Raw genomic sequence first — 26,111 nt, 5'->3', positions numbered from 1 at the left:
GTTACGGCGGCGATAGCGGTGGGGAAACGCCCGGCTCCATTCCGAACCCGGAAGCTAAGCCCACCAGCGCCGATGGTACTGCACCCTAATCAGTGTGGGAGAGTAGGACACCGCCGAACATTACTTGAAATGGCCCCCGGACCCTTTGTGGTTCGGGGGCCATTTCGCATCTGCAGGCTCTACTGACACCGCGGGTACACCCCCCGGTCGTCGACGGTAAAGGCGGCAGTACCCAACAGGGGCGGCAGCCGGCACCAGAAGCGGCAGCCGGGAGTGCCTCCTCTGGGGTGGACTGCCGCCTTTGGGCCGTAGTGCCGCGTTTGTACTGGGGTCAGGGGTTTACCGGCTGTCAGCTGCCGCGTTTGCCGGCGCCGGGTCTTCGTGCGGCAACTGCCACCATAGGCGGCAGCCGGACACAGAGGCGGTAGCCGGCGCAGGAAGCGGCAGTCGGAGGTGCCGCCTGTGGGGTGCACTGGGGCCTTTGGATCGTCGTGCCGCCTTATCAGTGGGGGAGAGCAGGGCGCCGCTGAATACGACGTGAATGGCCCCCAACGTATGGTTCGGGGGCCATTTCGCATCTGTACTCGCGGAGAATAGATTAGAGAACATGAGCAAGCGTGGTGGGCAATCTGCTGGTGGCGCCGATTCCGATCCGGTGATTCCGGACGAGATCACCGCCGGCGACCTAGACCCCGAGGTGCGGCGAGATCTGCAGGGTCTGGACAAGGCGACGGCTGATCGAGTAGCCCGGCACCTCGTCGCCGTCGGCGAAGTCCTGGCGGAGGATCCGGAGCTGGCGCTCGAGCATGCGCGGGCGGCCCGCGCTCGTGCCGCCCGAGTCGGTGTGGTGCGCGAGACCGCAGGCATCGCGGCGTACTATGCCGGCGAATGGCAGGAGGCCCTGTCCGAGCTGCGGGCGGCGCGGCGGATCTCCGGTGACGGTGACGCACTGCTCCCGTTGATCGCCGACAGCGAGCGCGGCCTGGGGCGACCGGAGAAGGCGATCGAGGTGGCGCAGAGTCCCGAGGGGCAGGCGCTGACCGGTGAGGAAGCCGTCGAACTGGCGATCGTGGAAGCCGGCGCGCACCTGGATCTGGGCGACGCCGAAGGCGCGATCCGGGTCCTCGAGGGCCAGGATCTGCGTGCGGGTCGCAGTGGCACCGAGGCGGCGCGCCTGTTCAGCGCGTACGCGGGCGCGCTGTCCGCGGCGGGACGCAAGGCGCATGCGCTGGTCTGGTACCAGAACGCCGCCGCGGCCGACGTCGACGATGCGACTGACGCCGAGTACGCCCTGCAGGAACTGCTGGCCGAGGATCTCGACGGAGTCGAGGTGCTCGTCGACGAGACGCCGACCGCGTCGGCGACGGGCGACACCGTCACCGCTGAGTACGACGCTCTCCTGTTCGACCTCGACGGCACCCTGTTCGAGGGCAGCACCCCGCTGCCCGGCGCACTCGATGTGGTCGCGTCTCGGCCCCGCGATGCCTACTACGTCACCAACAACGCCAGCCGGTCCGCCGCCGAGGTAGCAGCTCACCTGCAGGACCTCGGTTTCGACGCGGAGCCGTCGGCGGTGATCACCAGTGCACAGGTGGGTGCACGTCTGGTCGCCGACCGGATCGCGCCAGGCAGCGCCGTCCTCGTGGTGGGCGCACCGTCGCTGCGGGAGGAGGTGGCGTCGGTCGGACTGGTGCCGGTGAGCTCCGCGGACGAGTCGCCCGCCGCCGTGATCCAGGGCCACTCGCCGGACACCGACTGGGCACGGCTGTCCGAAGCGGCCCTGGCGATCGCGAACGGTGCCCAATGGTTCGCGACCAACACCGACACCACGCTGCCCACCGAGCGGGGCCTGATGATCGGCAACGGCTCGATGGTGGCGGCGGTGGCGTCGGCCACCGGGCAGCAGCCCGTGGTGGCAGGCAAGCCGGCGGCCCCCATCATGCGGGCAGTGCTGGCGCGCAGCCGCAGCAGCCGTCCGCTGATGATCGGCGACCGGCTCAACACCGACATCGAGGGCGCGAACGCCGTCGGCATCGACAGCCTGCTGGTCCTGACCGGAGTGGCGTCGGCGTCGTCGCTGCTGGCGGCGGTACCGGAACAGCGTCCGACCTACGTGATCGCGAATCTGGCCCACTGTGACGTCCCGGCGGCGCAGGTGCGGATCGGTCCGCAGGAGAGCTGGCGCATCACGGTGCTGGAGAATCGGATCTCGGTGGATCCGGTCGGTGCCGTCGATCCGATCTCGTTGCTTCCCGCGCTCACGCACGCGGTTTGGACCGCCGACGTCGGCGGCCTGGAACTGCGGATCAATTCCAGCGATGCTCCGGTGATGTCGCTGCTGGTGGAGCTCGGCCTCGCCGAGGCTCGCTGACCGCCGTCGTGCGATAGCCTGAGCAGGTCATGACCGGAACCGACAACTCTCCCTCGCCCGCAGCGCTGGCCGCGCGTGCGGCCCGCGCCACGGCATCGCCGCCGGATCCGGCCGACCACCCGGTCGCCGGTCAGGTCGACGACCTGCTGGGCCAGGTGGAACAGATCCGGATCGAACTCGACGGCGCCTTCCAACTCGCCGCGGTCGCTCGGCAGGCCGACCTGCTGACCTCGGCGCACGACGCGCTGGTCACAGCCTTGGACGAGGTCGGCCGTGGTTGAGTCGCCGACGGGCGGGGGACACTGATGGCCGCACGCGCACGCTTGGACGCCGAATTGGTGCGCCGGGGCCTGGCCCGCTCCCGGGAACAGGCTCGACAGCTGATCGACGACGGTCGGGTCAAAGTCAACGGAACCGTCGCCGCCAAGGCGGCCACCAACGTGGGCCGGGACACCCCGCTCCTGGTAGTGGAGGGGGAGACCGACGACTGGGCCTCCCGCGGCGCACACAAACTGCTGGGGGCACTCGCCGCGTTCGGCCCGCGGGGGTTCGTCGTCGAGGGACGACGATGCCTCGACGCCGGTGCTTCCACCGGCGGTTTCACCGATGTCTTGCTGCGCGAAGGCGCACGCGAGGTGGAGGCGGTCGACGTCGGCTACGGCCAGCTCGTCTGGCGACTTCAGAGTGACGACCGGGTTCACGTGCACGACCGCACCAATGTGCGTCACCTGACGCCGGAGGCCATCGGCGGTCCGGTGGACCTCATCGTGTCCGACCTCTCGTTCATCTCGCTCACACTGGTGCTGCCCGCGCTGGCGTCCTGCCTGCGTCCCGGGGGCGACTATCTCCCGATGGTGAAGCCGCAGTTCGAGGTGGGGAAAGATCGGGTGGGGGCCGGCGGCGTGGTCCGCGATCCGGTGCTGCGCGCCGAAGCTGTGGCGCAGGTCGCGGCGGCCGCTGCCGAACTCGGACTGGTGACGCGGGCAGTGGAGGCGAGTCCGCTACCGGGCCCGTCCGGCAACGTCGAGTACTTCCTGTGGCTGCACAAGCCGGACGCCCCGGCGGAGGTGTCGGCGGCGACCGATACCGTGGAGATGATCGATGCGGCCGTCGCGCGCGGTCCGCAATGACGCGTACACGAGAGTCGAGGAGGTAGCGGTGGGCACTGAGACAGCGTCGATCGCTGCTCCGCGCACCTTCCTGGTGGTCGCGCACACCGGGCGCGACGTGGTGACCGGCACCCTGGAGACTGTCGGCCGTCGCTGCGGCGAGGCCGGTATCACCCTGCGGGTCCTGCACCACGACACCCGGCAACCGGCCGTGTCGCAAGACGCGTCCTGGCATCCGCTGGATCCGTCCGAGCTGCGCGCCGCCGGCGCCCACGTGGAACTGGTGCACGCCGGCCCCGAGGCGGCGGCCGGCTGCGAGCTGGTGCTGGTGCTGGGCGGCGACGGAACCTTCTTGCGCGCCGCCGAGTTGGCCTATCCGGCGCAGGTACCGCTGCTGGGGGTCAACCTCGGCCACATCGGTTTCCTGGCCGAGGCCGAAGCCCACGGCATCGACGAGGTGCTGGATCGGGTGATCGCCGGCGACTACTGCGTCGAGGATCGAATGGTTCTCGACGTCACCGTGCTCGACAACGAGGGCGGTGCCAAGCTGGGGCAGACCTGGGCGCTCAACGAGGTCGCCGTGCAGAATCGTTCGCACAACGGCGTCCTGGAACTGGTCACCGAGGTCGACGGCCGACCGGTCTCGGCATTCGGCGCCGACGGGCTCCTCATCTCTACGCCGACCGGCTCCACGGCCTACGCGTTCTCGGCCGGCGGACCGGTGATGTGGCCGGACCTGGAAGCGATCCTGGTGGTGCCGAGCAACGCGCACGCGCTGTTCGCCCGACCGATGGTGACCAGCCCGCGGTCGCGCATCGCCGTAGAGGTCGACGCGCACGGGCGCCCGGCGGTGGCCCTTTGCGACGGTCGGCGCATTCTGGAAGTCCCCGCGGGCGGCCGCGTCGAAGCGGTGCGCGCGGACACGTCGTTGCGGTGGGTGCGGATCGGTTCCGAACCGTTCACCGATCGCCTGGTCACCAAGTTCTCGCTGCCCGTCACCGGGTGGCGCGGAAGGAGCTGAGGAGAGCGTGCTCGAGGAGCTGTCGATTCGCGGACTCGGCGTGTTGGAGTCGGCGACAGCGGAGTTCGCGCCCGGCTTCACCGTGCTGACCGGCGAGACCGGCGCCGGTAAGACTATGATCGTGACGAGTCTGCGGCTGCTGTCCGGCGCGCGGGCGGATGCGGGACGCGTGCGGACCGGCGACGATCGGGCCGTGGTGGAGGGCCGCTTCCGGCTGCCCACCGGGGCGCAGCGGGTGCCGAAGATCGACGAAGTGCTCGACGCGACCGGTGCGCAGACCGACGACGACGACACGATCATCGCGGTCCGAACCGTCGGCGCCGACGGGCGCTCGCGGGCGCACCTCGGCGGGCGGTCGGTCCCGGCCACCGTCCTGGGCGAACTGACCGGCGAACTGCTCACCGTCCACGGCCAGAACGATCAGCTGCGGCTGGCCCGTCCGGACCAGCAGCGCGCGGCGCTCGACCGGTTCGCCGGCAAGAAGGCCACCGACCTGCTCGCCAAGTACCGCACCGCGCGGTCCCGCTGGATCGCCACCCTCGACGAGCTGGACCGTCGTCGCGCCGATTCGCGCGCGCTCGCGCAGGAAGCCGACCGTCTGCGGTTCGGGCTCGAGGAGATCGACGCCGTCGCCCCGGAACCGGGTGAGGACGCCGAACTGGTCTCGACGATCCGACGGCTCACCGACCTGGAGGATCTGCGGGCGGCCGCGGCCGGCGCGCACGGCATCGTCTCCGGTGACGGCGGCATGTCGACCAGCGTGGTCGACGGCCTCGGCTCGGTCCGTTCCCTGCTCGAAGGCGCCGACGACGAGGCGCTGCGCGAGCTGCTGCCGCGCGTGGCGGAGGCGCTGGTCGTCGTCAACGACCTCGGCGAGGAGCTGTCGGCCTACCTGTCCGGGCTGCCCAGCGACGCACAGGACCTCGACGCGTTGCTGAACCGGCAGGGCGACCTCAAGCTGTTGACCCGCAAATACGCCGCCGACGTCGACGGCGTGATCGAGTGGGCCGACGACGCCCGCCGTCGCCTCGCCCAGTTCGACGATCCGGAGGGCTCCGTCGAAGAGCTGGAAGCGCGGGCCGAGAAGGAGCGGGCACAGGTCGCCGAATTGGCGGGCAGACTGCACGCGGTGCGGGCCGCGGCCGCCGGGAAGCTCGGTACCAAGGTGTCCGCCGAGCTCGCCGGTCTGGCGATGGGCGGCAGTGAACTCGCGGTCACCGTGACGTTGGCCGCGGCCGACGACGACCGACTCGCCATCGAGGTGGACGGCCACCGCGTGACGGCAGGCGGCGACGGTGCAGACCGGGTGGACTTCGGGCTCGTGGCGCACAAGGGTGCACGACCGTTGCCGATCGCCAAGTCGGCGTCCGGCGGCGAGCTCTCCCGCGTAATGCTCGCGTTGGAGGTGGTGTTGGCCGAACCCGACGCCGGCGGAGTGATGGTCTTCGACGAAGTGGATGCCGGGGTGGGCGGCGGCGCCGCGGTCCAGATCGGTGCACGTCTGGCGCGCCTGGCACGACGACACCAGGTGATCGTGGTGACTCACCTGCCGCAGGTGGCGGCCTTCGCCGACAACCACCTGGTGATCGGCAAGGTCGGCGGCGGGAACCGCGGGCGCCAGACGTCGACCCTCACCGAACTCGACCGCGCCGAGCGGGTGGCCGAACTGGCGCGCATGCTCGCTGGGCTGGGCGATTCGGACACCGGGCGCGCGCACGCCGAGGAACTGCTGGAGACCGCCGAGGCGGCGCGGGCCACCCCGGAAGCCGGCTGAGGCGATACCAGCGAGACGGGTGCGGCGCGCGAGGTTTCTGCGCATTGTGTGACATATGTTGCCGTTGTTACGGCGCGCCTCCGTGTACTCGGGCGTGATCGGGCCCAAGATCGGGCCATGAGGATGCCAGCTCTGCTCTCGCGCCGCACCGAAGACCTGCCCGGTACCACCGGTATCGCGCGCATCGACAAGAAGACGAAACGTCTGGTCGATCGGGTCGGTCCGGGTGACATCGTCATCCTCGACGAGATGGACCTCGACCGCCTCACCGCCGACGCGCTGGTCGAAGCCGACGTGGTCGCGGTGGTCAACGCGTCGTCGTCGATCACCGGTCGCTATCCCAACCTCGGCCCCGAGGTGCTCGCGGCGTCGGGCATCCCGCTGCTCGACGAGGTGGGCCCGGAGGTCTTCGCGCGGGTCAAGGAGGGCGCCAAGCTCCGTCTGCACGACAACCGGCTCTACCTGGGCGACCGGGTGGTCGCGCGCGGCGCAGAGCTGGACGAACGTGCCGTCGCCGACCGGATGCTCGAAGCCAAGACCGGCCTGATCGATCACCTCGAGGCGTTCTCCGGCAACTCCATCGAGTTCATCCGCAGCGAATCACCGCTGCTGATCGACGGCGTGGGCGTGCCGAAGCTGGACGTGAAGCTGGAGGGCCGCCACGTGGTGGTGGTGGGCGACGGCTCCGACCGCGTCGCCGACCTGAAGGCGCTCAAGCCGTTCATCAAGGAGTATCAGCCGGTCATGATCGGCGTCGGGATCGGCGCGGACACCCTGATGAAGGCCGGCTACAAGCCCGCCGTCATCGTCGGCGACCCCGATGAGATCAAGGACGAGACCCTCAAGTCGGGTGCCGAACTGGTGCTGCCCGCCGACCCGGACGGCCACGCGGCCGGCCTGGAACGCATCCAGGACCTCGGCATCGGCGCGACGACGTTCCCCGCCGTCGGCTCGGCCGGTGACCTCGCGCTGCTCCTCGTCGACTTTCACGACGCCGACCTGATCGTCACCGTCGGGCTGGGCGGCACGCTCAACGACTTCTTCGATCGCAGCCGTCGCGATCAGATCCCGTCGACCTTCCTGACCCGCCTCAAGGTGGGCCAGAAGCTGGTCGACGCCAAGGCCGTGGCCACCCTGTACCGCAGCCGGGTCAGCGGCGCGGTGATCGCCATGCTGGTGCTGGCCGCCATGCTCGTGCTGGTCGTCGCGCTGATGATCACCACCGGCGACGTCGGGGTCGGTGCGTGGTTCGGCGACCGGTGGGATCAGGTGACCGACTGGGTCAGCGGACTGGGAACCACCACCGGATGATTTCGCTGCGCCAGCATGCCATCTCGCTGATCGCCGTCTTCCTGGCGTTGGCGTTGGGCCTGTTCCTCGGTTCCGGCTTCATCGGGGACCGGGTGAACCAGTTGACCGGCACCGAACGCGATCGGCTCGGCGTCGCCGAGAACGAACGCGACGCGCTGGCCCGGCAGGTGAACGTCGACCAGGGCTTCCTGACCGCCGTGACGCCCGAACTGGTGGGCCGCACGTTGGTGGGCAAATCGGTGCTCGTGGTGACCGGGCCGACGGCCGCGGACACCGACACCGAAGCGGTCAAGGCACTGCTCGCCGAGGCCGGCGCCGACTACTCCGGACAGCTCAGTCTGCGGACCACACTGGTCCGCGACGAGAACGCCGCCAAGCTCTCGACCATCGTCGACCAGTCGGTGCCGGCCGGTCAGCAGTTGCGCACCGACTTCTCCGACTCCGGATCCCGGGTGGGCGATCTGCTCGGCGCCGCACTGCTGGTGCGCGACGGGGCGCGGCCGGTGCCCGAGCAGGATCGGGCCACCGTGCTGCAGACGCTGCGCGAGGGCGGTTTCGTCGACTACGCCGACGGCACGGTGAAGCCGGCCGATCTCGTGGTGGTGATGACCGGCGGCGCCATGCCCGCCGACTCGGGCGCACAGGGCCAGCTGCTGGGGCGTCTGGCCTCCGCGATGGCACAGCGCGGTCAGGGCGGCGTCCTGGCCGGCCGCGCCGGTTCCGCCGACGGCAGCGCGCCGATCGCCGTCGTCCGTTCCGATCCCGGGCTGGGCAACTCGCTGTCCACCGTCGACGATGTGAACGAGCAGACCGGGCGCCTCACCGTGATCCTGGCGTTGCAGGCCGAGTCCGAGGGACGCTCGGGCGCCTACGGCACCGGAAAAGGTGCGGCGTCGATCACGGTGACCGCGCCCGGTCGCTGATCGCACGCGCGTGTTGTTATCAGGTGGGGCTGGATGCTGTTAGGCTGAAGTCCCGTAGGTATTCAGCCTTGACGGGAGCACAGTTTGCGATCACAGCGCCATGGGCAGCCAGGCACCAAGCACATCTTTGTGACGGGCGGCGTCGCGTCGTCCCTGGGTAAGGGCCTGACGGCGTCGAGCCTCGGCCAGCTGCTCACCTCGCGCGGCCTCCGCGTGACGATGCAGAAGGTGGATCCGTATCTGAACGTGGATCCGGGCACGATGAATCCGTTCCAGCACGGTGAAGTGTTCGTCACCGAGGACGGCGCCGAAGCGGATCTGGACATCGGCCACTACGAGCGGTTCCTGGATCGCAACCTGAGTGCGTCGGCCAACGTGACCACCGGGCAGGTGTATTCGACGGTCATTGCCAAGGAACGACGCGGCGAGTACCTCGGCGACACCGTGCAGGTGATTCCGCACATCACCGACGAGCTCAAGTCGCGCATGCTGGCCATGCACGAGCCGGACGGCTCGGGCGAGGCCCCCGACGTGGTGATCACCGAGATCGGCGGCACCGTCGGCGACATCGAATCGCAGCCCTTCCTCGAAGCGGCGCGGCAGATCCGCCACGACCTGGGGCGCGACAACGTCTTCTTCCTGCACGTCTCGCTGGTGCCGTACCTGGCGCCGTCCGGCGAGCTCAAGACCAAGCCGACCCAGCACTCGGTGGCGGCCCTGCGGAGTATCGGCATTCAGCCCGACGCGCTGATCCTGCGGTGCGACCGTCCGGTGCCCGAGGCGCTGAAGAAGAAGATCGCGCTGATGTGCGACGTCGACATCGACGGCGTGATCTCCACCCCGGATGCCCCGTCCATCTACGACATCCCCAAGGTGCTGCACTCCGAGCAGCTCGACGCCTACGTGGTGCGCCAGCTCGGGCTGCCGTTCCGCGACGTCGACTGGACCGTGTGGGGCGACCTGCTCGACCGCGTGCACTCGCCGCGCGAGACCGTCACCGTGGCCATCGTCGGCAAGTACATCGACCTGCCCGACGCGTACCTGTCGGTGACCGAAGCGATCCGCGCCGGCGGCTTCGCGCACTACGCGCGCACCGAGATCGTATGGGTGCCGTCCGACGACTGCGCGACGCCCGAGGGCGCCGACGCGGCGCTGCGCGACGTCGACGCGATCATGATCCCCGGCGGCTTCGGCATCCGCGGGATCGAAGGCAAGCTGGGTGCCATCTCGTACGCCCGCGAACGCGGCGTGCCGCTGCTCGGCCTGTGCCTGGGCCTGCAGTGCGTGGTGATCGAGGCCGCCCGTTCGGTGGGTCTGTCCGAAGCCAGTTCCACCGAGTTCGATCCGGACACCCCGCAGCCGGTCATCGCCACCATGGCCGATCAGACCGCGGCCGTCGCCGGTGACGCCGACCTGGGCGGCACCATGCGCCTGGGTTCGTACCCGGCCACGCTCACCCCGGGCAGCCAGGTGGCCCGCGCCTACGGCGCCACTGACGTGGACGAACGTCACCGCCACCGCTTCGAGGTGAACAACGCCTACCGCGACGCGATCGCCGAGTCCGGTCTGCAGTTCTCCGGCACCTCGCCGGACGGCACCCTGGTGGAGTTCGTCGAGTACCCGCGCGAGATCCACCCGTTCCTGGTGGCCACGCAGGCGCACCCGGAACTGAAGAGTCGGCCCACGCGCCCGCACCCGCTGTTCTCGGCCTTCATCGAGGCGGCGCTGCGTTACAAGACCGCCGTGCGACTGCCGGCGGAGCTCAAGGGCTACGACCCCACCGGTCTGGACGAGGACGCCGTCGACGCGGACTCGGCTGAGAAGACCGGGCAGTAACGATGGGCGAGCCGGGATCGCACGAGTTCACCGTCCGTGACTCGACGACGGTGTACAGCGGTGCGATCCTGGCGTTGCGCCTGGACCGGGTGGAGATGCCGGGCGGGCGGGCCGCCGAGCGGGAAGTCGTGTCCAAGCACGGCGCCGTGGCGGTGGTCGCCCGCGACGACCGCGGCCGCATCGCGCTGGTGAACCAGTATCGGCACCCCGTCGGGCGCCGCCTGCTTGAACTCCCCGCCGGTCTGCTCGACGGCGGCCCCGAAGAATCGCCCGTGGAAGCGGCGCAGCGCGAGCTCGCCGAAGAGGCGGATCTGGCGGCCGGCTCGTGGCGGACGCTGGTGGACCTGGTCTCATCGGCCGGTTTCTGCGACGAGGCCACCCGTGTGTTCCTGGCCGAGGACCTGCGCGCGGTGGCGTCCGCGCCGCGCGAGAACGAGGAAGCCGACCTGCAGGTGCGGTGGCTCTCGCTCGACGACGCGGTGGCCGCCGCCTTCTCCGGCGAGATCGTCAATGCCAGCGCCGTGGCCGGGATCCTGGCCGCCGCGGAAGCCGTGCGCAGCGGCGTGGAACTGCGCGCACCGGACGCTCCGTGGACCGATCGTCCGCGGAGATTCGTTGGGCGGCAATAACTTTGGGAGGATCCCAGGTCGCCGTCGACGACGTGGTGCAGCGCTACCTGGACCACCTGACGGTGGAGAAGGGGTCGGCGCGCAACACCGTGTCGTCGTACCGGCGCGACCTCGAGCGGTACACCCAGTTCCTCGCCGACCGCGGCATCGGCACGCTCGCAGCGGTGTCCGAGGCGGACGTGCGCGATTTCCTGGTGGCGCTGCGTAAAGGCGACCCGGACGCGGGCGTGGCGGCGCTCGCCGATTCCTCCGTGGCGCGAACCCTGGTGGCCACCAGGGGATTTCACAAGTTCGCGGCGGCCGAAGGCGTCGTCGTCGAGGACGTGGCGCACGCCGTCCGACCTCCGAAGGCCGCGCGACGACTGCCGAAGGCGCTGTCGGTGGACGAGGTGCTGGTGATCCTGGACGCCGCGGGTGCACCGGATCATCCACGGGCACTGCGGGATCGGGCGATGCTCGAACTGCTCTACAGCTGCGGAGCGCGCATCTCGGAGGTCACCGCACTCGACGTCGACGACATCGACATGGAGCATCGCGCGGTGGTCTTGCGCGGCAAGGGCGGCAAGGAGCGCATCGTCCCGGTGGGGCGTCCGGCCATCGCCGCCGTCGACGCCTACCTGGTGCGCGGACGTCCGGACTTGAACAAACGGGGGATCCCCGCACTGTTCCTCAATGTGCGCGGCGGCCGACTGTCCCGGCAGAGCGCCTGGCAGGTGCTCGTCGACGCGGCCGCGCGCGCCGGGATCGACAAAGAGGTCTCCCCGCACACCCTGCGGCACAGCTTCGCCACCCACCTGCTCGACGGCGGCGCCGACGTCCGCGTGGTCCAAGAACTGCTCGGGCACTCGTCGGTGACCACCACGCAGGTGTACACGCTGGTCACGGTGAACACCATGCGGGAGGTCTACGCCACCGCGCACCCACGCGCCCGCTAGCGGCGGCGCACTACGCGTGCGCGGCGACGAATCCGATCAGCTCCGCCTCGACGGCGGCCCGAGTGGTCGGCTCGTTGTGGATCTCGTGGCGCACTCCGGGATAGACCACGGTGCGCACGTCGCGGTTGCCGCTCTTCCACAGTGCGTTCGCCACGTGGTAGGCGCCCTCGCCGTAGTTGGCGACGGGATCCTGGTCGCCGGCCACCACCAGCACCGGTAGCTCGGGGCGCACCCGCTCGGCCCAACCGTCGTTCACCCGGTCGTACAGGTCGATGAAGTCGCGGACGAAGCGCACCGTCATCGGCGCGGCGAGCGCGTTCAGCGGGTCGGCGGCGTGATCGGCGAGCACGCCGGGATCGAGGGCGATCCACTCGGTGCCGGTCGTCGCCTCCGGGAACCGGTCCACCATCCCGGCGAACATCGACCCCATGAGCTCGGGCGCGGGACCGGTGCCGCCGTCGGCCGCCACCGCGTCGGCCAGCGCCTGCCGGTCGACGAGGTTCTCGATCCCGTCGATCTGCGCGGCGACGCCGCAGAGGATCAGGCCGGCGAGGTCGTCGCCGTACTCGGCGGCGAACTCGCGGGCGATCATCGAACCCCAACTGTGCCCGAACACGAAGTAGGGGAGCCCGGGATGGGCCGCCACGGCCAGATCGTGCAGGGTGTGCTCATCGTCGACGACGGCCCGCGCGCCGTTCTCCCCGGTGTCCATCCACACTCCGGAGGCCACCGCCGTGGCGCCGTGCCCGGCGTGATCGTCGGCCGCCACCACGAAGCCGGCGTCGAGCAGCGCGGAGATCATGTGCAGGTAGCGGCGGGAATGCTCGCCGAGGCCGTGCACGATCTGCACGATCGCCTTCGGTTCGGTCGCCGGTGCGTAGATCCAGCCGTGCACCTGGTCGCGGCCGTTGGCCGATTCGAAGGTGATCTCGCGCAGAGCCATGGGATGTTCCTCTCGCCGGTGGGGTCGGTCCCGATGGTAGGTCGCCCGACCGCATCGCGACCGCGGATCTGGCCGACCGCGGACAGCCGAAATATGAACAAGCGCTCGGTCGGGCTGCTACGGTGACCGCGACAACAGTTCCGTGGGGGAGCACGCCTTCAGGAGGCCCTTCTTGTCCGAGCACGTCATCTCTGCACCCGCCGGTGATCTGTACGCCACGCTGACCGACCGGGTCGCGCTGACCGGCGACGCCGTCTTCCTGATCGACGGCGACCGGCGGGTGAGCTTCGCGCAGCTGCTGGCCGACGTCGACCGCGTCGCCGCCGGTCTGGCCGCCCGCGGGATCGGGCCGGGCGACCGGATCGCGATCGCTCTCGACAATCGCGCCGAATGGGTGCAGACGCTCTTCGCAGCCGCCCGGCTCGGGGCGATCGTGGTGACCCTGAACGTCCGGTACCGGGAGAGCGAGCTGCTGTTCATGCTCGGCGACTCGGGCGCGTCGATGCTGATCAGCGAGGCGCGCTCGGGCGACTTCGCGTTCCCCGCGCTGCACGACTCGCTGCGCGACCGGCTCCCGGACCTGGAGACGATCGTGTACGTCGAGCCTCCCGAGGGGTCGGGTCTGCTGGACTTCCGCGAGTTGGCCGAGACCGAGCCCGCCGATGTCGCGCTCCCGCTCGACGAGGTGGATGCGGCCAGCCCGCTGCTGATCCTGTACACGTCGGGGACCACCGGGACGCCGAAGGGCGCCGTGTTGACGCACCGCAGTCTGCTGGCGTCGGCGGCCGGCCAGGTGTTGCGCACCGGCGTCGGCCCCGACGATCGGGTGCTCGGCATCCTGCCGTTCAACCACGTCGGCGGCGTCACCTGCACGCTGCTGGCGATGCTGCTGGGCGGCGGACAGGTGATCCTGGTCCGTGCCTTCTCCCCGTCGGTGGCGATGGGCCTGGCCCGCGAACACCGGATCACCGGGCTCACCGGTGTGCCGATGATGATGAAGCTCATGCTCGCCGAACTCGCACCGGGCGAGACGCTGCCGGTGCGGCTGGCCATCTCCGGCGGCTCCAACGTCGAGCCCGCACTGTTCCGTGCGTTGACAGCCGCAGCGCCCGAGGCGCGCCTGTTCAACCTGTACGGCCTGTCGGAGAGCTCGGGCGCGGCGGTCATGTCGGGTACCGACGACGACGAGCAGACGCTGCTCACCACGCTCGGGCTGGCGCTGGACGGCGTGGAGGCGAGGGTGGTCGACGCCGACGGAGTGCCCGTGGCGGCGGGCGTCGACGGTGAACTGCAGCTGCGCGGCGCGTCGATCGCCGACGGCTACTGGGATCGGCCGGAAGCCACCGCGGCGACCTTCGTCGACGGGTGGCTGCTGACCGGCGACATGGTGGTGATGTCCGAGGACGGCCACATCGAGATGCGCGGCCGCAGCAAGGAGATGTACATCCAGGGCGGCTACAACGTGTACCCGGCCGAGGTGGAGAACATCCTCGTCGAACACCCCGCGGTGGTCACCGCGGCCGGTGTCGGGGCGCCGGATCCGGTGCGCGGGGAAGTGGGTCACTATTTCGTGGTGCTGGCCGGCGGGGGCGCCGCCGAACCGGACGAGTTGATCGAGCACTGCCGGGCGCGGTTGGCCAACTACAAGGTGCCGGTGCACCTGGAGATCGTCGACGATCTTCCGATGACGCCGGCCGGCAAGATTCGCAAAGCCGAACTGCAACAGCGGGTTCGGGGCGAAGCCTGAGCCGCGGCGCGGTCGGGCGGCCGCATACGGCGGCGGCGGGCGAGCGGATACCATTAGGGTGATTCACGAGCGGGCGATCATTCGCCCCCGAGCGCAGGCGGATCACCGCCGGGGAGGAGCAGCGGACACGTGAGCGCAGATTCGCCCAAAGCCGCTGGTCAACTGCCCCTGGAGGGCACCGAGCCGCCCGAGCTCGGACCCACCGGACGGCCGTACCGAGACATCCCCGATCCGCGTCCGCTCGACAAGCACGGTCCCGCCAAGGTGATCGCCGTCTGCAACCAGAAGGGCGGCGTCGGCAAGACCACGTCGACCATCAACCTGGGCGCAGCGCTCGCCGAAGCCGGTCGCCGCGTTCTGCTGGTGGACCTGGACCCGCAGGGCGCACTCTCCGCGGGGCTGGGTGTGCCGCACCACGAGCTCGACGAGACCGTGCACAACCTGCTGGTGGCGCCGTACGCGGCCACCGACGACGTGCTGCTGCGCACCCGGGTCGACGGCTTGGACCTGTTGCCGTCGAACATCGACCTGTCGGCGGCGGAGATCCAGCTGGTCAGCGAAGTGGGGCGCGAGCAGGCGCTGGCGCGTGCGCTGCACCCGGTGGCCGACCGCTACGACTACATCCTCATCGACTGCCAGCCGTCGCTGGGACTGCTCACCGTCAACGCGCTCGCCTGCGCGGACAGCGTGCTGATCCCGATGGAGTGCGAATACTTCTCCCTCCGCGGGCTCGCGCTGCTCACCGACACCATCGAGAAGGTCCACGACCGCCTCAATCCGCGCCTGACCCTCGGCGGCATCCTGGTCACCATGTTCGACGCCCGCACGCTGCACTCGCGCGACGTGATGGCGCGCGTGGTCGAGGTGTTCGGCGACGCCGTCTTCGACACCGTGATCAGCCGTACCGTCCGCTTCCCGGAGACCTCGGTGGCCGGCGAACCGATCACCTCCTGGGCGCCGAAATCGGCTGGGGCCGTGGCGTATCGAAACCTGGCGCGCGAGGTCATCGCCCGCAACGAGCAGTAGTCGGGGCCATGCCCCCGCCCTCGCCGCCTGAGCTCGTCGACGGGTCCGGGCCTGTCGAGGGGGCGGAGCCCACCGGCTTCCAGGTGAAGCTCACCAACTTCACCGGCCCGTTCGACCTGTTGCTTAACCTGATCAGCCAGCATCGCCTCGACGTGACGCAGGTGGCGCTGCACGTGGTGACCGACGACTTCATCGCCTACACCAAGGCGCTGGGACCGGACGCCGACCTCGAGCAGACCACCGAGTTCCTGGTCATCGCCGCCACCCTGCTCGATCTGAAGGCCGCGCGTCTGCTGCCGTCCGGCGAGGTGGAGGATCCGGAGGATCTGGCGCTGCTCGAGGCGCGCGATCTGCTGTTCGCGCGGCTGCTGCAGTACCGCGCCTACAAGCAGGTCGCGGAACTGTTCGCCGAGCTGGAAGCGACTGCGCTGCAACGCTATCCGCGCGCGGTGTCGCTGGAGGACCGCTACGCGCAGTTGCTGCCGGAGGTGGATCTGGGCGTCGACCCGCAGCGCTTCGCGGAGATCGCGGCGGCCGCCATGGCGCCGCGGCCCACACCCACCGTCGGCCTCGACCACCTGCACGGCTCGCCGGTCTCGGTGCCCGAGCAGGCCAAGCGTGTGAGTGCACTCCTGCGTGCGGCACCGGGGCGGAGCCTGACGTTCGGGGAACTGGTGGCCGACTGCGCGAACGGTCTGGAGGTGGTCGCGAGCTTCCTCGGGCTGTTGGAGCTGTATCGCGAACGGGCGGTGGCGTTCACCCAGCCCGAGGCGCTGGGGCTGCTGACGGTGGCGTGGACCGGTGAGGCCGACGAGGCGGAGCTCGAGAAGGCGATCGAAGAGGCGGAGGACTACCAATGACGGATCGACCCGATCCCACGCTCGACGACCCCACGCTGGACGATGAAGGCGACCGGTTCCTCGACGACACCGGCCTGCGCGGCGCGCTGGAAGCCGTTCTGCTGGTGGTGGATTCGCCGATCTCCACCGAGGAGCTGGCCACCGTCGTCGATCAGGATCGCGTGCGGGTGCGGGACATGCTGCGCACCATGGCGGCCGACCTGACCGCGGCGGGCAGCGGCATCGACCTGCGGTACGCCGGGGACGGCTGGCGGTATTACACGCGCTCGGAGTTCGCGCCGTACGTGGAGAGCCTGCTGCTCGACGGTGCGCGCAGCAAACTGACCCGCGCCGCGTTGGAGACGCTCGCGGTGATCGCCTATCGGCAGCCGGTGACCCGCGCCCGGGTCAGCGCCATCCGCGGCGTCAACGTCGACGGCGTCGTCCGCACCTTGTTGGCTCGCGGGCTGATCAACGAAGCCGGCTCGGACGGTCAGACGCACGCTGTGATGTACGAGACAACGGAACTATTTCTCGAGCGGCTGGGGTTGGCATCGGTGTCGGAGCTCCCGGATCTGGCACCGCTGCTGCCCGACGTCGACGTGATCGACGATCTCGGCGAGGAGCTGCTCGACGATCCGCGATTCGCCAAACTGGCCGCTCCGACGGCAGAATTGGAAACCGACACTGCGGCGGAGGTCCTCAAGGACGCCGACCAGTGAAGAAGAGAACAACTTAAGGATTCACCATGGCAACCGCTAGCCGAGACGGCAGACCGGGACAGGGAGACGGCGACCGCCGCTCCCGTTCGACCAACAAGGGCAAGCCCGCCAAGGGCAAGAGCGCCCACGGCAAGAGCGCCGACGGACCGAAGTCCGGGCGTAAGAGCGCAGAAGGTAAGCGCACCGCAGGCAAGAGCGCTGCCGGCAAGGGCCGCCCGGGCCAACAGGCCTCCAGCCGCAAGCCGCACCGCAAGGGTTCGCGCCCCGATGTGGCCTCCGGCCGCATCCGCCTCAACAACGCCAAGCCGGCCCGCACCCAGGTCGCCGACGTGCAGGGCGAGGGCGCCGTGTACATCGAAGACGGCATGCGCCTGCAGAAGGTGCTCGCCGCCGCCGGCGTCGCCTCCCGTCGGGGCGCCGAGGAGCTCATCGCGGCCGGCCGCGTCGAGGTCGACGGCGAGATCGTCGTCGAACAGGGCCTGCGCATCAATCCGTCGAGCTCGATCATCAAGGTCGACGGCGCGCGCATCATCATCGACGAGACCAAGCAGTACCTCGCGCTGAACAAGCCCAAGGGCTGGCAGTCCACGATGAGCGACGAGCAGGGTCGCCCGTGCATCGGCGACCTGGTCGCCGAGCGCGTGATGTCCGGGCAGCGTCTGTTCCACGTCGGTCGTCTCGACGCCGACACCGAGGGCCTGATCCTGCTCAGCAACGACGGCGAGCTGGCACATCGCCTGATGCACCCGTCGTACGAGGTGCCCAAGACCTACCTGGCCACCGTGCGCGGCGAGGTGCCGCGCGGCCTCGGCCGCGTCCTGCGTAACGGCGTGGAGCTCGAGGACGGCCCGGCGTCGGTCGACGAGTTCTCCGTGCTCGAACTGCACGAGGGCCGCAGCCTGGTCCGCCTGGTGCTGCACGAGGGCCGCAAGCACATCGTGCGTCGCCTCCTCGCCGAGGTCGGCTTCCCGGTGGAGCGCCTGGTGCGCACCGACATCGGACCGATCGCGCTGGGCAACCAGCGTCCGGGCAGCATGCGCGCGCTCGACAGCAAGGAGATCGGCGCTCTGTACAAGGCGGTGGGGATGTGACCGGCACGGTGGACGTCGTCGCGATCGACGGCCCCGCGGGTACCGGAAAGTCCACTGTCGCAGGCCAATTGGCGCAGCGCGTGGGGGCGCACTACCTCGACACCGGTGCGATGTACCGGGCGGCGACGCTCGCGGTGCTGCGGGCCGGCATCGACCCCGCCGATGATGCGGCGACCGGCCCCGTGGTGGCCGCCGCCGACATCCGGGTCTCCGCCGGCGCCGACGGCGCCACTATCGCCACCCTCGACGGCGCCGACGTCTCCCGCGAGATTCGCACCGACGAGGTGACCGCCGCGGTGTCGCCGGTGTCGGCCAACCCGGTGGTGCGCGAGAAGTTGGTGGCGCTCCAGCGTGAGCACGCCGTCGACGACTTCCTGGTGGTGGAAGGCCGTGACATCGGCACCGTCGTCTTCCCGACGGCGGCGCTGAAGGTGTACCTGACCGCCACGCCGGAGGCGCGCTCCGAGCGCCGTCACCGGCAGAACCTGGCCGCCGGCCGGGCGAGCGACCTCGACGAGGTCCTCGCCAGCGTGAACCGGCGCGACCACCTGGATTCCACCCGCGCGGTGAGCCCCCTGCGGCCCGCCGACGACGCGGTGCACGTGGACACCAGTGACCTGACCCTGCAGCAAGTGCTCGACCGACTGACCGAACTCGTCGGCGAGCGGATCGGAGTGCGCGATGTCTGAGGATGATTTCGCCCCACAGGACTTCTCGGGAGCGGAGGCGCTGCCCGGCGACGGCACCTGGAGCGACGAGGCCGACTGGGACCTGTCGGACTTCGTCACCGACGGCGACGAGCAGCTGGCGGAGAAGCTGCCGGTCGTCGCGATCGTCGGACGACCGAACGTCGGCAAGTCGACGCTGGTCAACCGGTTCATCGGCCGCCGCGAGGCCGTGGTCGAGGACGTGCCCGGCGTGACGCGTGACCGCGTCTCGTACCCGGCCACCTGGACCGGCCGCCAGTTCATGGTCACCGACACCGGCGGCTGGGAGCCGGACGCCAAGGGCATGCAGGCGTCGATCAGCCTGCAGGCCGAACAGGCCATGCGGAGCGCCGACCTGATCGTGCTCGTGGTCGATGCGACTGTGGGCGCCACGGCGACCGACGAGGCGGTGGCGCGCACCCTGCGTCGTGCCAAGGTCCCGGTCCTGTTGGCCGCCAACAAGGTCGACAGCGAGCGCGCGGAGGCCGACGCGGCGACCCTGTGGTCGTTGGGCCTGGGGGAGCCGCACATGATCTCGGCCTCGCACGGCCGCGGCGCCGCCGACCTCCTCGACACGATCCTGGAGAACCTGCCGGAGACGCCGCGCGAGCGGTACGCCGCCGGCGGTCCGCGTCGTATCGCGTTGGTGGGCAAGCCGAACGTCGGCAAGAGCTCGCTGCTGAACCGGCTGGCCGGGGAGCAGCGCGTGGTGGTCGACGACGTCGCAGGCACCACCGTCGACCCCGTCGACGAAATCATCGAGCTCGACGGCAAGACGTGGCAGTTCGTCGACACCGCCGGACTGCGCCGCAAGGTGCACACCGCCACCGGCCACGAGTACTACGCGTCCCTGCGGACCCGTGGGGCCCTGGAATCGGCCGAGCTGGCGCTGCTGCTGATCGATGCGAGCCAAGAGATCACCGAGCAGGACCTGCGCGTGCTGTCGATGATCATCGACAGCGGCCGCGCGTTGGTCATCGTGTTCAACAAGTGGGACCTGGTCGACGAGGAGCGTCGCTACGACCTCGACAAGGAGATCGACCGCGAGCTGGCCCGCGTGCCGTGGGCCCGCCGCGTCAACATCTCCGCCGAGACCGGCCGCTCGGTGCAGAAGCTGGTGCCCGCGATGGAGGAGGCCCTCGAGTCGTGGGACCGCCGCGTCTCCACCGGCAAGCTGAACAACTGGCTCAAGGACGTCATCGCTGCCACGCCGCCGCCGGTGCGTGGTGGGCGTCAGCCCCGCGTGATGTTCGCGACGCAGGCGGCCACCCGCCCGCCGACCTTCGTCATGTTCACCAACGGCTTCCTGGAGGCCGGCTACCGCCGGTTCCTGGAGCGTCGACTCCGCGAGGAGTTCGGCTTCGACGGCTCGCCGGTGCGCGTCAACGTGCGCGTCAAGGACAAGCGCGAACGGACCCGCAGCCGAAAGTAACTGCTGTGTAATATTTCCGGCATGCTGATCATCGGAATCATCCTCTGGGGAATGCTCATCGGCGCTGCGGCGCAATGGATCCTGGGGTCCAGCAAGGGCTCCGGCGTCAACTGGGGCATGGCCCTGGGCGCCGGTGTGCTCGGGTCCTTCGTCGGCGGCGCGCTCGGTAGCCTGATCGCCGGCGAGGGCTTCGCCTTCGAGCCCAGCGGCATCATCTGGTCGCTCGTCGGCGCGCTGATCGTCACGAGTATCTGGGTGTGGGTGGACCGCAAGAACGCGGATGCCTCGTAGGTCGCGGGTGCGTGAATCGCCTGGTGGTTTCGGGTGATTTCGCCGGTGCGAAGGCCGATTAGTGATCCGCGGGAGCGGTGCGCTAATGTAGTCCTCGCTCCGCTTGCGGGGTACGAAAATCCCGCAAGGGAAACGGGCTGTGGCGCAGCTTGGTAGCGCACTTGACTGGGGGTCAAGGGGTCGCAGGTTCAAATCCTGTCAGCCCGACCGTTTACGCAGATCAACCGCTCTCTCCGAATCTCGGAGGGAGCGGTTTTCTGCATCTCCCACCCCGTTCCCACCGGAAACGTCGGACACCGTGCGTCGTCGCCCACCGATAGGCTGGTCCCCGTGCATGCTGAATACAAAGTCCCGGGCGGCAAGCTGGTAGTGGTCGACGTCGAGGCGGCCGACGATCGACTGACGAAGGTGGCGCTGTCGGGCGACTTCTTCCTCGAACCCGACGAGGCGCTCGAGACCATCACCGACGCGCTGATCGGTGCTCCGATCACCGCGAACGCGGCCGCGCTTGCCGAGCGGATCGCGCAGGCATTGCCCGAGCACGTCTCGATGGTCGGCTTCACGCCCGAGTCGGTCGGCATCGCGGTGCGGCGCGCACTCGGGCACGCATCGAGCTGGCATGACCACGTCTTCGACGTCATCGCGCCGATGGTGCTGGAACCGGCCATGCACGTCGCCCTCGACGAGGTGCTGCTGCGCGAAGTCGCCGCCGGCACGCGACCTCCGACGCTGCGGTTCTGGGACTGGGACTCGCCGCTGGTGGTCATCGGTTCGTTCCAGTCGGTGCGCAACGAGGTCGACGAGGACGCGGCGCAGCGGCACGGCATCGGCATCGTGCGGCGGATCTCCGGCGGCGGTGCGATGTTCATGGAGCCCGGTAACTGCATCACCTATTCGCTGGTCGTGCCCGGGTCCCTGGTGGACGGGCTCAGCTTCGAGCGCTCGTACGAATTCCTCGACCAGTGGGTGATGGGTGCGCTGGCCGATGTCGGGATCAAGGCCAGCTACGTGCCGATCAACGACATCGTCTCCGAGCAGGGCAAGATCGGCGGCGCGGCGCAGAAGCGGATCGTCGGCGGCGCCGTCCTGCACCACGTGACGATGTCGTACGACATCGACGCCGACAAGATGACCGAGGTGCTGCGGATCGGGCGCGAGAAGATCTCCGACAAGGGCATCACCAGCTCCGGTAAGCGGGTGGACCCGATGCGCTCGCAGACCGGCATGACGCGTGCCGACATCATCGACGCGTTTCTGGCGCACTTCCGCGCGCGGTACACCACACGGGAGGCGGGCTACACCGACGCGGAGATGTCGGCCGCGCGCGAGTTGGTGCGGGACAAGTTCAGTACGCCGGAGTGGACGTACCGCGTTCCGTGAGCGATGACGACCGCGGGGATCACGCAGGCGCGGTTCCTTCGGGATCGGGGGCGGGTTTCTTGTCGACGGAGTCGGCGATCAGGTAATTCATCCACCGCGTGGTCGGGTCGATGTCGATGAGCAGGCACTTGACGAGGATGGTGAGCGGGACCGCGAGGATCGCGCCGAGCGGACCGAGGATCCAGGCCCACACCACCAGCGACAGGAACGTCAGGGTGGTCGACAACCCGACCGCGTCGCCGATGAACTTGGGCTGGATGCCGGTCTGGATCACCATGTTGATCACGCTGTAGACGAGGATCACCAGGAGCATCTTCCCGGCGCCGCCGTCGAGCAGCGCGAGGAGAGCGGGCGGGATCACGCCGATCACGAACCCGATGTTCGGGATGTAGTTGGTGATGAACGACAGCAGACCCCACAGGAACGGCAACGGTATGCCCAGGGCCCAGAGCGCGCCGGCGTCGAGCACCGCGACGATCAGACCGAACACGGTGCTGACGACCAGGTAGGTGCGCGTGCCCGCGGCGAACTCGCCGAGGGCTTTCGAGACGTTGGGGCGAATGCGATCGAGGATGGCGATCCGGTCGCCGAAGCCGATCGCGTCCATCGCCATGAACAGCGCGACCGTGAGGACCAGGATCAGGCCGGAGGTCGCCGACATCAGCCCCGACAGCAGGCTCCCGGCCGTCGAGATCAGCTTGCCCGCGTCGACGTTCGCGAGCATGTCGTGGATGCTGCTCTCGTCGATGCCGCGGTCGCTCAGGAAGCTGCGTACATCGTCGACGATCCCGTCGAACTTGTCCGCGTACTGGGGCATCAGCGTGGCCAGCTGCGCGATGGAGAAGATCACCGACACGAACAGGAAGATGATGATCCCGTAGACCCCGAGCAGAATCGCCAGCGCGGCCAGCCAGGCGGGACAGCCGCGTTTTCGGAGCCAACGTCCCAGCGGATGCACGGCGATCGTGAGCATCAGCGCGAGCACCACGGGGCCGACGAGACCGGCGATCGACCGGAGCCCGGCGACGGCGACGACGATGCACGCGAGACTGATCAGGACGACCACGCCGCGAGGCAACACGGATGGCTGGCCGGCTTCGGAGGGGGAGTCCATGTAGGGAGTATGCGCCCCGCAGCAGGTGCGTTCGACGAAAACACGGGATTCGTGTTGCGCATCGACGCCCAGGCGTCTCGCCGACTCAGTACACGGCTGCGACGACGTCGGCAACCGCCGCGGCGGCCTTCAACCCCGACCCGGTGAGCAGCACGACCGTCGTCTCCGACGGCGTGATCGCGGTCGACGCCAGCAGCGACGAGTACGCGGCCGCGGACGTCGCGCTGGTCGGCTCGACGAACAGTCCGCCTGCGCACAGGTCGTGCAGGGCGCGCGCGATATCGGCTTCGGGGACGGCGACGGAGCGGCCACCGCTGTCCCGGAGGGCATGGAGCATCTGGGGCAGTCGCAGGGGGCGGGCGATGGAGGTGCCCTCGGCGATCGTCGGGGACACCGGTCGCGCCACCGGCCCATCGGATCCCGCACTGAACGCGGCGTCGACCGGTGAACAGTTCAGCGGTTGCGCCGCGAACAGCCTGGGCGGTGTCGAGATCTGTCCGGCCGACGCGAGCTCGCGGAACCCGAGCCAACAGCCCAGCAGGCTGCTGCCCGCCCCGACCGGAACGATCACGTTGTCAGGTGCGCGGAAGCCGAGATCTTCCCAGATCTCGTACGCCAACGTCTTGGTGCCCTGCAGAAAGAACGCCTGCCAGTTGTGGCTCGCGTAGAAGGCGTCGCTCCCGGACTGGCTGCTCTCCGACCGGCGGATCGCCGCGTGCTGCGACTCCTCGCGCGGGCCCTCCACCAGCTCCACCGTCGCGCCGTACGCGCGGACCTGGTCGATCTTGCTCGGTGACGTGGACGACGGCGCGAAGATCGTGATGCCCATCCCGCCGGCCGCACCGTACCCGGCGACGGAGGCGCCGCCGTTGCCCGAACTGTCCTCGAGCACCGCTGTGACGCCCCGTTCACGCAGGTACGACAGCATCACCGCCGTTCCCCGGTCCTTGAAGCTGCCGGTGGGATTGAGGAAGTCGAGTTTGAACAGTGGGCGACCGAGAGCACCCCATGCGCGTTCGAGCAGCGGCGTCCGCCCTTCGCCGAGCGTGATCGGATGCCCGAACTCGACGGGCAACGCCGCGCGGTAGCGCCACAGCGACGCCGTCGACGCGTCGATGTCGTCGCGCCCCAGACCGCCGCCCGGTGCGATCCAGAGCGGTCGTCCTGCGTCCGACCGCCACCGCGGTGCGTCGATCGGGTACTCGGTGCCGTCGATCGGATCCACGTAGTGCGCCATGTCCGAAAAGGTAGTCGGCGCAACCGGGTTCAGCGCCGAGTCGGCGGTGTCGGCCCGCTCAGCGCAGTGGCACTGCGACGTCGGAGCCGCCCTCCTCGGTGAGCCGCTTGCCCACCTGAATCAGCTGGGGCTCGGGTGCGAAGCCGCCGGCGAACAGCGCCTGGCCCTGCGTGAATCCCATGGCGCGTTCGAGGAGGTCGGCGGGTGCGTAGCCGAACGCCAGGCCCAGCTCGGCGAGGTCGTGCGCCGAACTCATCCGCATCAGCGCGAGGTTGTCGCACTGCGACAGGGCGTTGGGGTGCACCTTCGACGGCCGCTGCGTCGACAACAGCAGCCAGATCCCGTACTTGCGGCCTTCGGCGGCGATCTGGACGATCCGGTCGGTGAGCAGCTCTTCGAGCGGGGAGGAGGGCTCCGGTGAACACAGGTTGTGCGCCTCGTCGAGCACCACCAGGCGACCGACACGGTCGTGCCGGTTGTTCCACAGGTGCTCCAGGACGGCGAGCGCAGCCGTCTGCATCTGCTCCTTGACGTCGAACGAGCCGAGGTCGACGACCGTGGCGTCGGCCTGCGCGTCGACGACGGAGGTGACCGCTTCGTCGCCGTAGGCCCATATGTCCCACTCGGTTACGCCGAGGTTGTCGATCCGCAACGAGATGTCGTGCAAGTCGGGATCGCCGCTGCCACGCAGCCCGTCGATCAGCGCCTGCCCCTCCAAGTCGGTAACCCCGGAGCTCTCGGCGCGCAGCAGCGTGTTGTACTCCCGCTTGTCGAGGACCGGATCCAACTGCAGCAGCGCGGCACGGGAGCGGACGTCGAGCCCGAGGAACTTGACCTTGAGCTGCTGACCCTGGCCCGCCGCCGAGTGCAGGACGCGGATGTCGCGTTTCGCGAGTTCGGCAGCCTGCTCGTGCGGGGCGTCCTCGCGGATCTCGCCGATGCGGACGAAGTCGGAGTTCGGGTCCAGGACCACGATCGGCAGTCGGGTGTGCAGCAGGACCTGCTCCAGCAGCACACCGAGCGAGTACGTCTTGCCCGATCCGCTCTGGCCGCACCAGAACGTGTGTCGATTGAGCCGCGCGGGATTGAGCGAGGCGGGGGTCGAGGAGTCGAGGAGCGTGCCGATCGGCAGGTCAGAAGCCATGCGGTGAATCCTATTTCGTCGTCGTGGGGGCCTCGATACGGCGGGCGCTCGGTGTGCTCGCGCTCACGCCCGCACGCCGCGCAGGCGGTGATACCGTGCGTGGATGCCGAGTACTCAGATCGAAGTCCGTCGCTCCCACGCGCCCGCGGTGGAGACCGCCATCATCGACGCCGTGCACGATTCGCTGGTGGCCGCCTTCGCAATTCCCGTGCAGGACAAGCACGTTCGGCTGGTGGCGCATGAACCGCACCGTTTCGCGGTGCCGCACACGCTGAGCAGCCCGGAGCACTACACCCTCGTCACCGTCGACTGCTTCGCGGGCCGATCCGTCGACGCCAAGCGGGCGCTGTACCGGGAGATCGTGGACCGCCTCGGCGCGCTCGGGATTCCGGGCGACCACATCACCATCGTGGTGCGCGACCTCGACACCGCCAGCTGGGGGATCAGCGGCGGTCAGGCGGCGTGCGACGTGGAGTTGGGCTTCGACATCAACGTCTGACGGCGAGGCATGCGACGCCAGACGGCTTCG

24 protein-coding genes, 1 tRNA gene and 1 rRNA gene are annotated in these 26,111 nt (G+C 69.6%); 22 read left to right on the top strand and 4 right to left on the bottom strand.

From position 1 onward, the window contains the following. The first annotated feature begins 2 nt into the window (after positions 1 to 2). From rrf to xerD, 11 genes are all read left to right on the top strand, one after another. Positions 3 to 119 (top strand): 5S ribosomal RNA (gene rrf, locus ABD989_RS10580). Between the two features lie 488 nt (positions 120 to 607). Continuing rightward, entirely contained in the window at positions 608 to 2,371 is a 1,764-nt protein-coding gene (locus ABD989_RS10575) for an HAD-IIA family hydrolase (protein ID WP_345313464.1), read from the top strand. Between the two features lie 29 nt (positions 2,372 to 2,400). Continuing rightward, on the top strand, positions 2,401 to 2,652 hold the full coding sequence (locus ABD989_RS10570) for a hypothetical protein (RefSeq protein WP_345313463.1): 252 nt from the start codon (positions 2,401 to 2,403) through the stop codon (positions 2,650 to 2,652). A 24-nt stretch (positions 2,653 to 2,676) separates the two neighbouring features. Continuing rightward, positions 2,677 to 3,501, top strand: a complete 825-nt coding sequence (locus ABD989_RS10565) for a TlyA family RNA methyltransferase (RefSeq protein ID WP_345313462.1) — start codon at positions 2,677 to 2,679, stop codon at positions 3,499 to 3,501. A gap of 28 nt (positions 3,502 to 3,529) precedes the next feature. Continuing rightward, a complete protein-coding gene (locus tag ABD989_RS10560) occupies positions 3,530 to 4,501 on the top strand; it encodes an NAD kinase (protein WP_345313461.1) in 972 nt (323 codons plus the stop codon). Positions 4,502 to 4,508: 7 nt separating this feature from the next. Further along, positions 4,509 to 6,275: a DNA repair protein RecN gene (gene recN / locus ABD989_RS10555; protein ID WP_345313460.1), complete on the top strand. Its 1,767-nt coding sequence runs from the start codon at positions 4,509 to 4,511 to the stop codon at positions 6,273 to 6,275. Between the two features lie 117 nt (positions 6,276 to 6,392). Then, entirely contained in the window at positions 6,393 to 7,586 is a 1,194-nt protein-coding gene (steA, locus tag ABD989_RS10550) for a putative cytokinetic ring protein SteA (protein WP_345313459.1), read from the top strand. After that, positions 7,583 to 8,509, top strand: a complete 927-nt coding sequence (locus tag ABD989_RS10545) for a copper transporter (RefSeq protein WP_345313458.1) — start codon at positions 7,583 to 7,585, stop codon at positions 8,507 to 8,509. Before steA ends, ABD989_RS10545 begins: the two co-directional genes overlap by 4 nt. 84 nt (positions 8,510 to 8,593) lie before the next feature. Further along, a complete protein-coding gene (gene pyrG, locus ABD989_RS10540) occupies positions 8,594 to 10,345 on the top strand; it encodes a CTP synthase (RefSeq protein WP_345313457.1) in 1,752 nt (583 codons plus the stop codon). A 2-nt stretch (positions 10,346 to 10,347) separates the two neighbouring features. Beyond that, positions 10,348 to 10,974, top strand: coding sequence for an NUDIX domain-containing protein (locus tag ABD989_RS10535; RefSeq protein ID WP_345313456.1), 627 nt, complete (start codon positions 10,348 to 10,350; stop codon positions 10,972 to 10,974). Positions 10,975 to 10,976: 2 nt separating this feature from the next. Then, entirely contained in the window at positions 10,977 to 11,909 is a 933-nt protein-coding gene (xerD, locus tag ABD989_RS10530; protein WP_345313455.1) for a site-specific tyrosine recombinase XerD, read from the top strand. 10 nt (positions 11,910 to 11,919) lie between these two features. On the opposite strand, the gene ABD989_RS10525 is transcribed toward xerD, so the two are convergent. After that, positions 11,920 to 12,852 carry an alpha/beta fold hydrolase gene (locus ABD989_RS10525; protein WP_345313454.1) on the bottom strand — a complete coding sequence of 311 codons (933 nt, stop codon included), beginning with the start codon at positions 12,850 to 12,852 and terminating at the stop codon, positions 11,920 to 11,922. Positions 12,853 to 13,024: 172 nt separating this feature from the next. On the opposite strand from ABD989_RS10525, the gene ABD989_RS10520 reads away from it, so the two are divergent. The 10 genes from ABD989_RS10520 (at position 13,025) to lplAB (ending at position 22,087) form a co-directional block, all read left to right on the top strand. After that, on the top strand, positions 13,025 to 14,599 hold the full coding sequence (locus ABD989_RS10520) for a class I adenylate-forming enzyme family protein (RefSeq protein ID WP_345313453.1): 1,575 nt from the start codon (positions 13,025 to 13,027) through the stop codon (positions 14,597 to 14,599). A 129-nt stretch (positions 14,600 to 14,728) separates the two neighbouring features. Beyond that, positions 14,729 to 15,625: a ParA family protein gene (locus tag ABD989_RS10515; protein ID WP_246996323.1), complete on the top strand. Its 897-nt coding sequence runs from the start codon at positions 14,729 to 14,731 to the stop codon at positions 15,623 to 15,625. A gap of 8 nt (positions 15,626 to 15,633) precedes the next feature. After that, entirely contained in the window at positions 15,634 to 16,485 is an 852-nt protein-coding gene (locus tag ABD989_RS10510) for a segregation and condensation protein A (protein ID WP_345313452.1), read from the top strand. Then, complete coding sequence (gene scpB, locus ABD989_RS10505; protein WP_246996319.1) at positions 16,482 to 17,186, top strand: SMC-Scp complex subunit ScpB; 705 nt, start codon at positions 16,482 to 16,484, stop codon at positions 17,184 to 17,186. Before ABD989_RS10510 ends, scpB begins: the two co-directional genes overlap by 4 nt. A 26-nt stretch (positions 17,187 to 17,212) precedes the next feature. Continuing rightward, positions 17,213 to 18,277, top strand: coding sequence for a pseudouridine synthase (locus tag ABD989_RS10500; RefSeq protein ID WP_345313451.1), 1,065 nt, complete (start codon positions 17,213 to 17,215; stop codon positions 18,275 to 18,277). Continuing rightward, on the top strand, positions 18,274 to 18,966 hold the full coding sequence (cmk, locus tag ABD989_RS10495) for a (d)CMP kinase (protein ID WP_246996316.1): 693 nt from the start codon (positions 18,274 to 18,276) through the stop codon (positions 18,964 to 18,966). Before ABD989_RS10500 ends, cmk begins: the two co-directional genes overlap by 4 nt. Then, a complete protein-coding gene (gene der, locus ABD989_RS10490; protein WP_345313450.1) occupies positions 18,959 to 20,416 on the top strand; it encodes a ribosome biogenesis GTPase Der in 1,458 nt (485 codons plus the stop codon). Before cmk ends, der begins: the two co-directional genes overlap by 8 nt. A 21-nt stretch (positions 20,417 to 20,437) precedes the next feature. Beyond that, complete coding sequence (locus tag ABD989_RS10485) at positions 20,438 to 20,707, top strand: GlsB/YeaQ/YmgE family stress response membrane protein (protein ID WP_246996311.1); 270 nt, start codon at positions 20,438 to 20,440, stop codon at positions 20,705 to 20,707. Positions 20,708 to 20,840: 133 nt separating this feature from the next. Then, positions 20,841 to 20,914: transfer RNA gene (locus tag ABD989_RS10480), tRNA-Pro, on the top strand. 123 nt (positions 20,915 to 21,037) lie between these two features. Then, on the top strand, positions 21,038 to 22,087 hold the full coding sequence (lplAB, locus tag ABD989_RS10475) for a lipoate-protein ligase LplAB (protein WP_246996309.1): 1,050 nt from the start codon (positions 21,038 to 21,040) through the stop codon (positions 22,085 to 22,087). A 19-nt stretch (positions 22,088 to 22,106) separates the two neighbouring features. Here the strand turns inward: lplAB and ABD989_RS10470 are convergent, their stop codons facing one another. From ABD989_RS10470 to ABD989_RS10460, 3 genes are all read right to left on the bottom strand, one after another. Next, positions 22,107 to 23,201, bottom strand: coding sequence for an AI-2E family transporter (locus tag ABD989_RS10470; protein ID WP_246996307.1), 1,095 nt, complete (start codon positions 23,199 to 23,201; stop codon positions 22,107 to 22,109). A gap of 85 nt (positions 23,202 to 23,286) precedes the next feature. Further along, positions 23,287 to 24,438 (bottom strand): threonine synthase, encoded by a 1,152-nt coding sequence (locus ABD989_RS10465; RefSeq protein ID WP_345313449.1) that lies wholly within the window; start codon positions 24,436 to 24,438, stop codon positions 23,287 to 23,289. 58 nt (positions 24,439 to 24,496) lie between these two features. Continuing rightward, complete coding sequence (locus ABD989_RS10460) at positions 24,497 to 25,582, bottom strand: ATP-binding protein (protein WP_345313448.1); 1,086 nt, start codon at positions 25,580 to 25,582, stop codon at positions 24,497 to 24,499. Positions 25,583 to 25,685: 103 nt separating this feature from the next. On the opposite strand from ABD989_RS10460, the gene ABD989_RS10455 reads away from it, so the two are divergent. Next, a complete protein-coding gene (locus tag ABD989_RS10455) occupies positions 25,686 to 26,081 on the top strand; it encodes a tautomerase family protein (protein ID WP_246996299.1) in 396 nt (131 codons plus the stop codon). Positions 26,082 to 26,111 lie beyond the last annotated feature (30 nt).

This window comes from Gordonia alkaliphila (genome assembly GCF_039542465.1).
GTDB classification, from domain to species: Bacteria; Actinomycetota; Actinomycetes; order Mycobacteriales; family Mycobacteriaceae; genus Gordonia; species Gordonia alkaliphila.
This window is presented reverse-complemented; position numbering and strand designations above follow the sequence as displayed.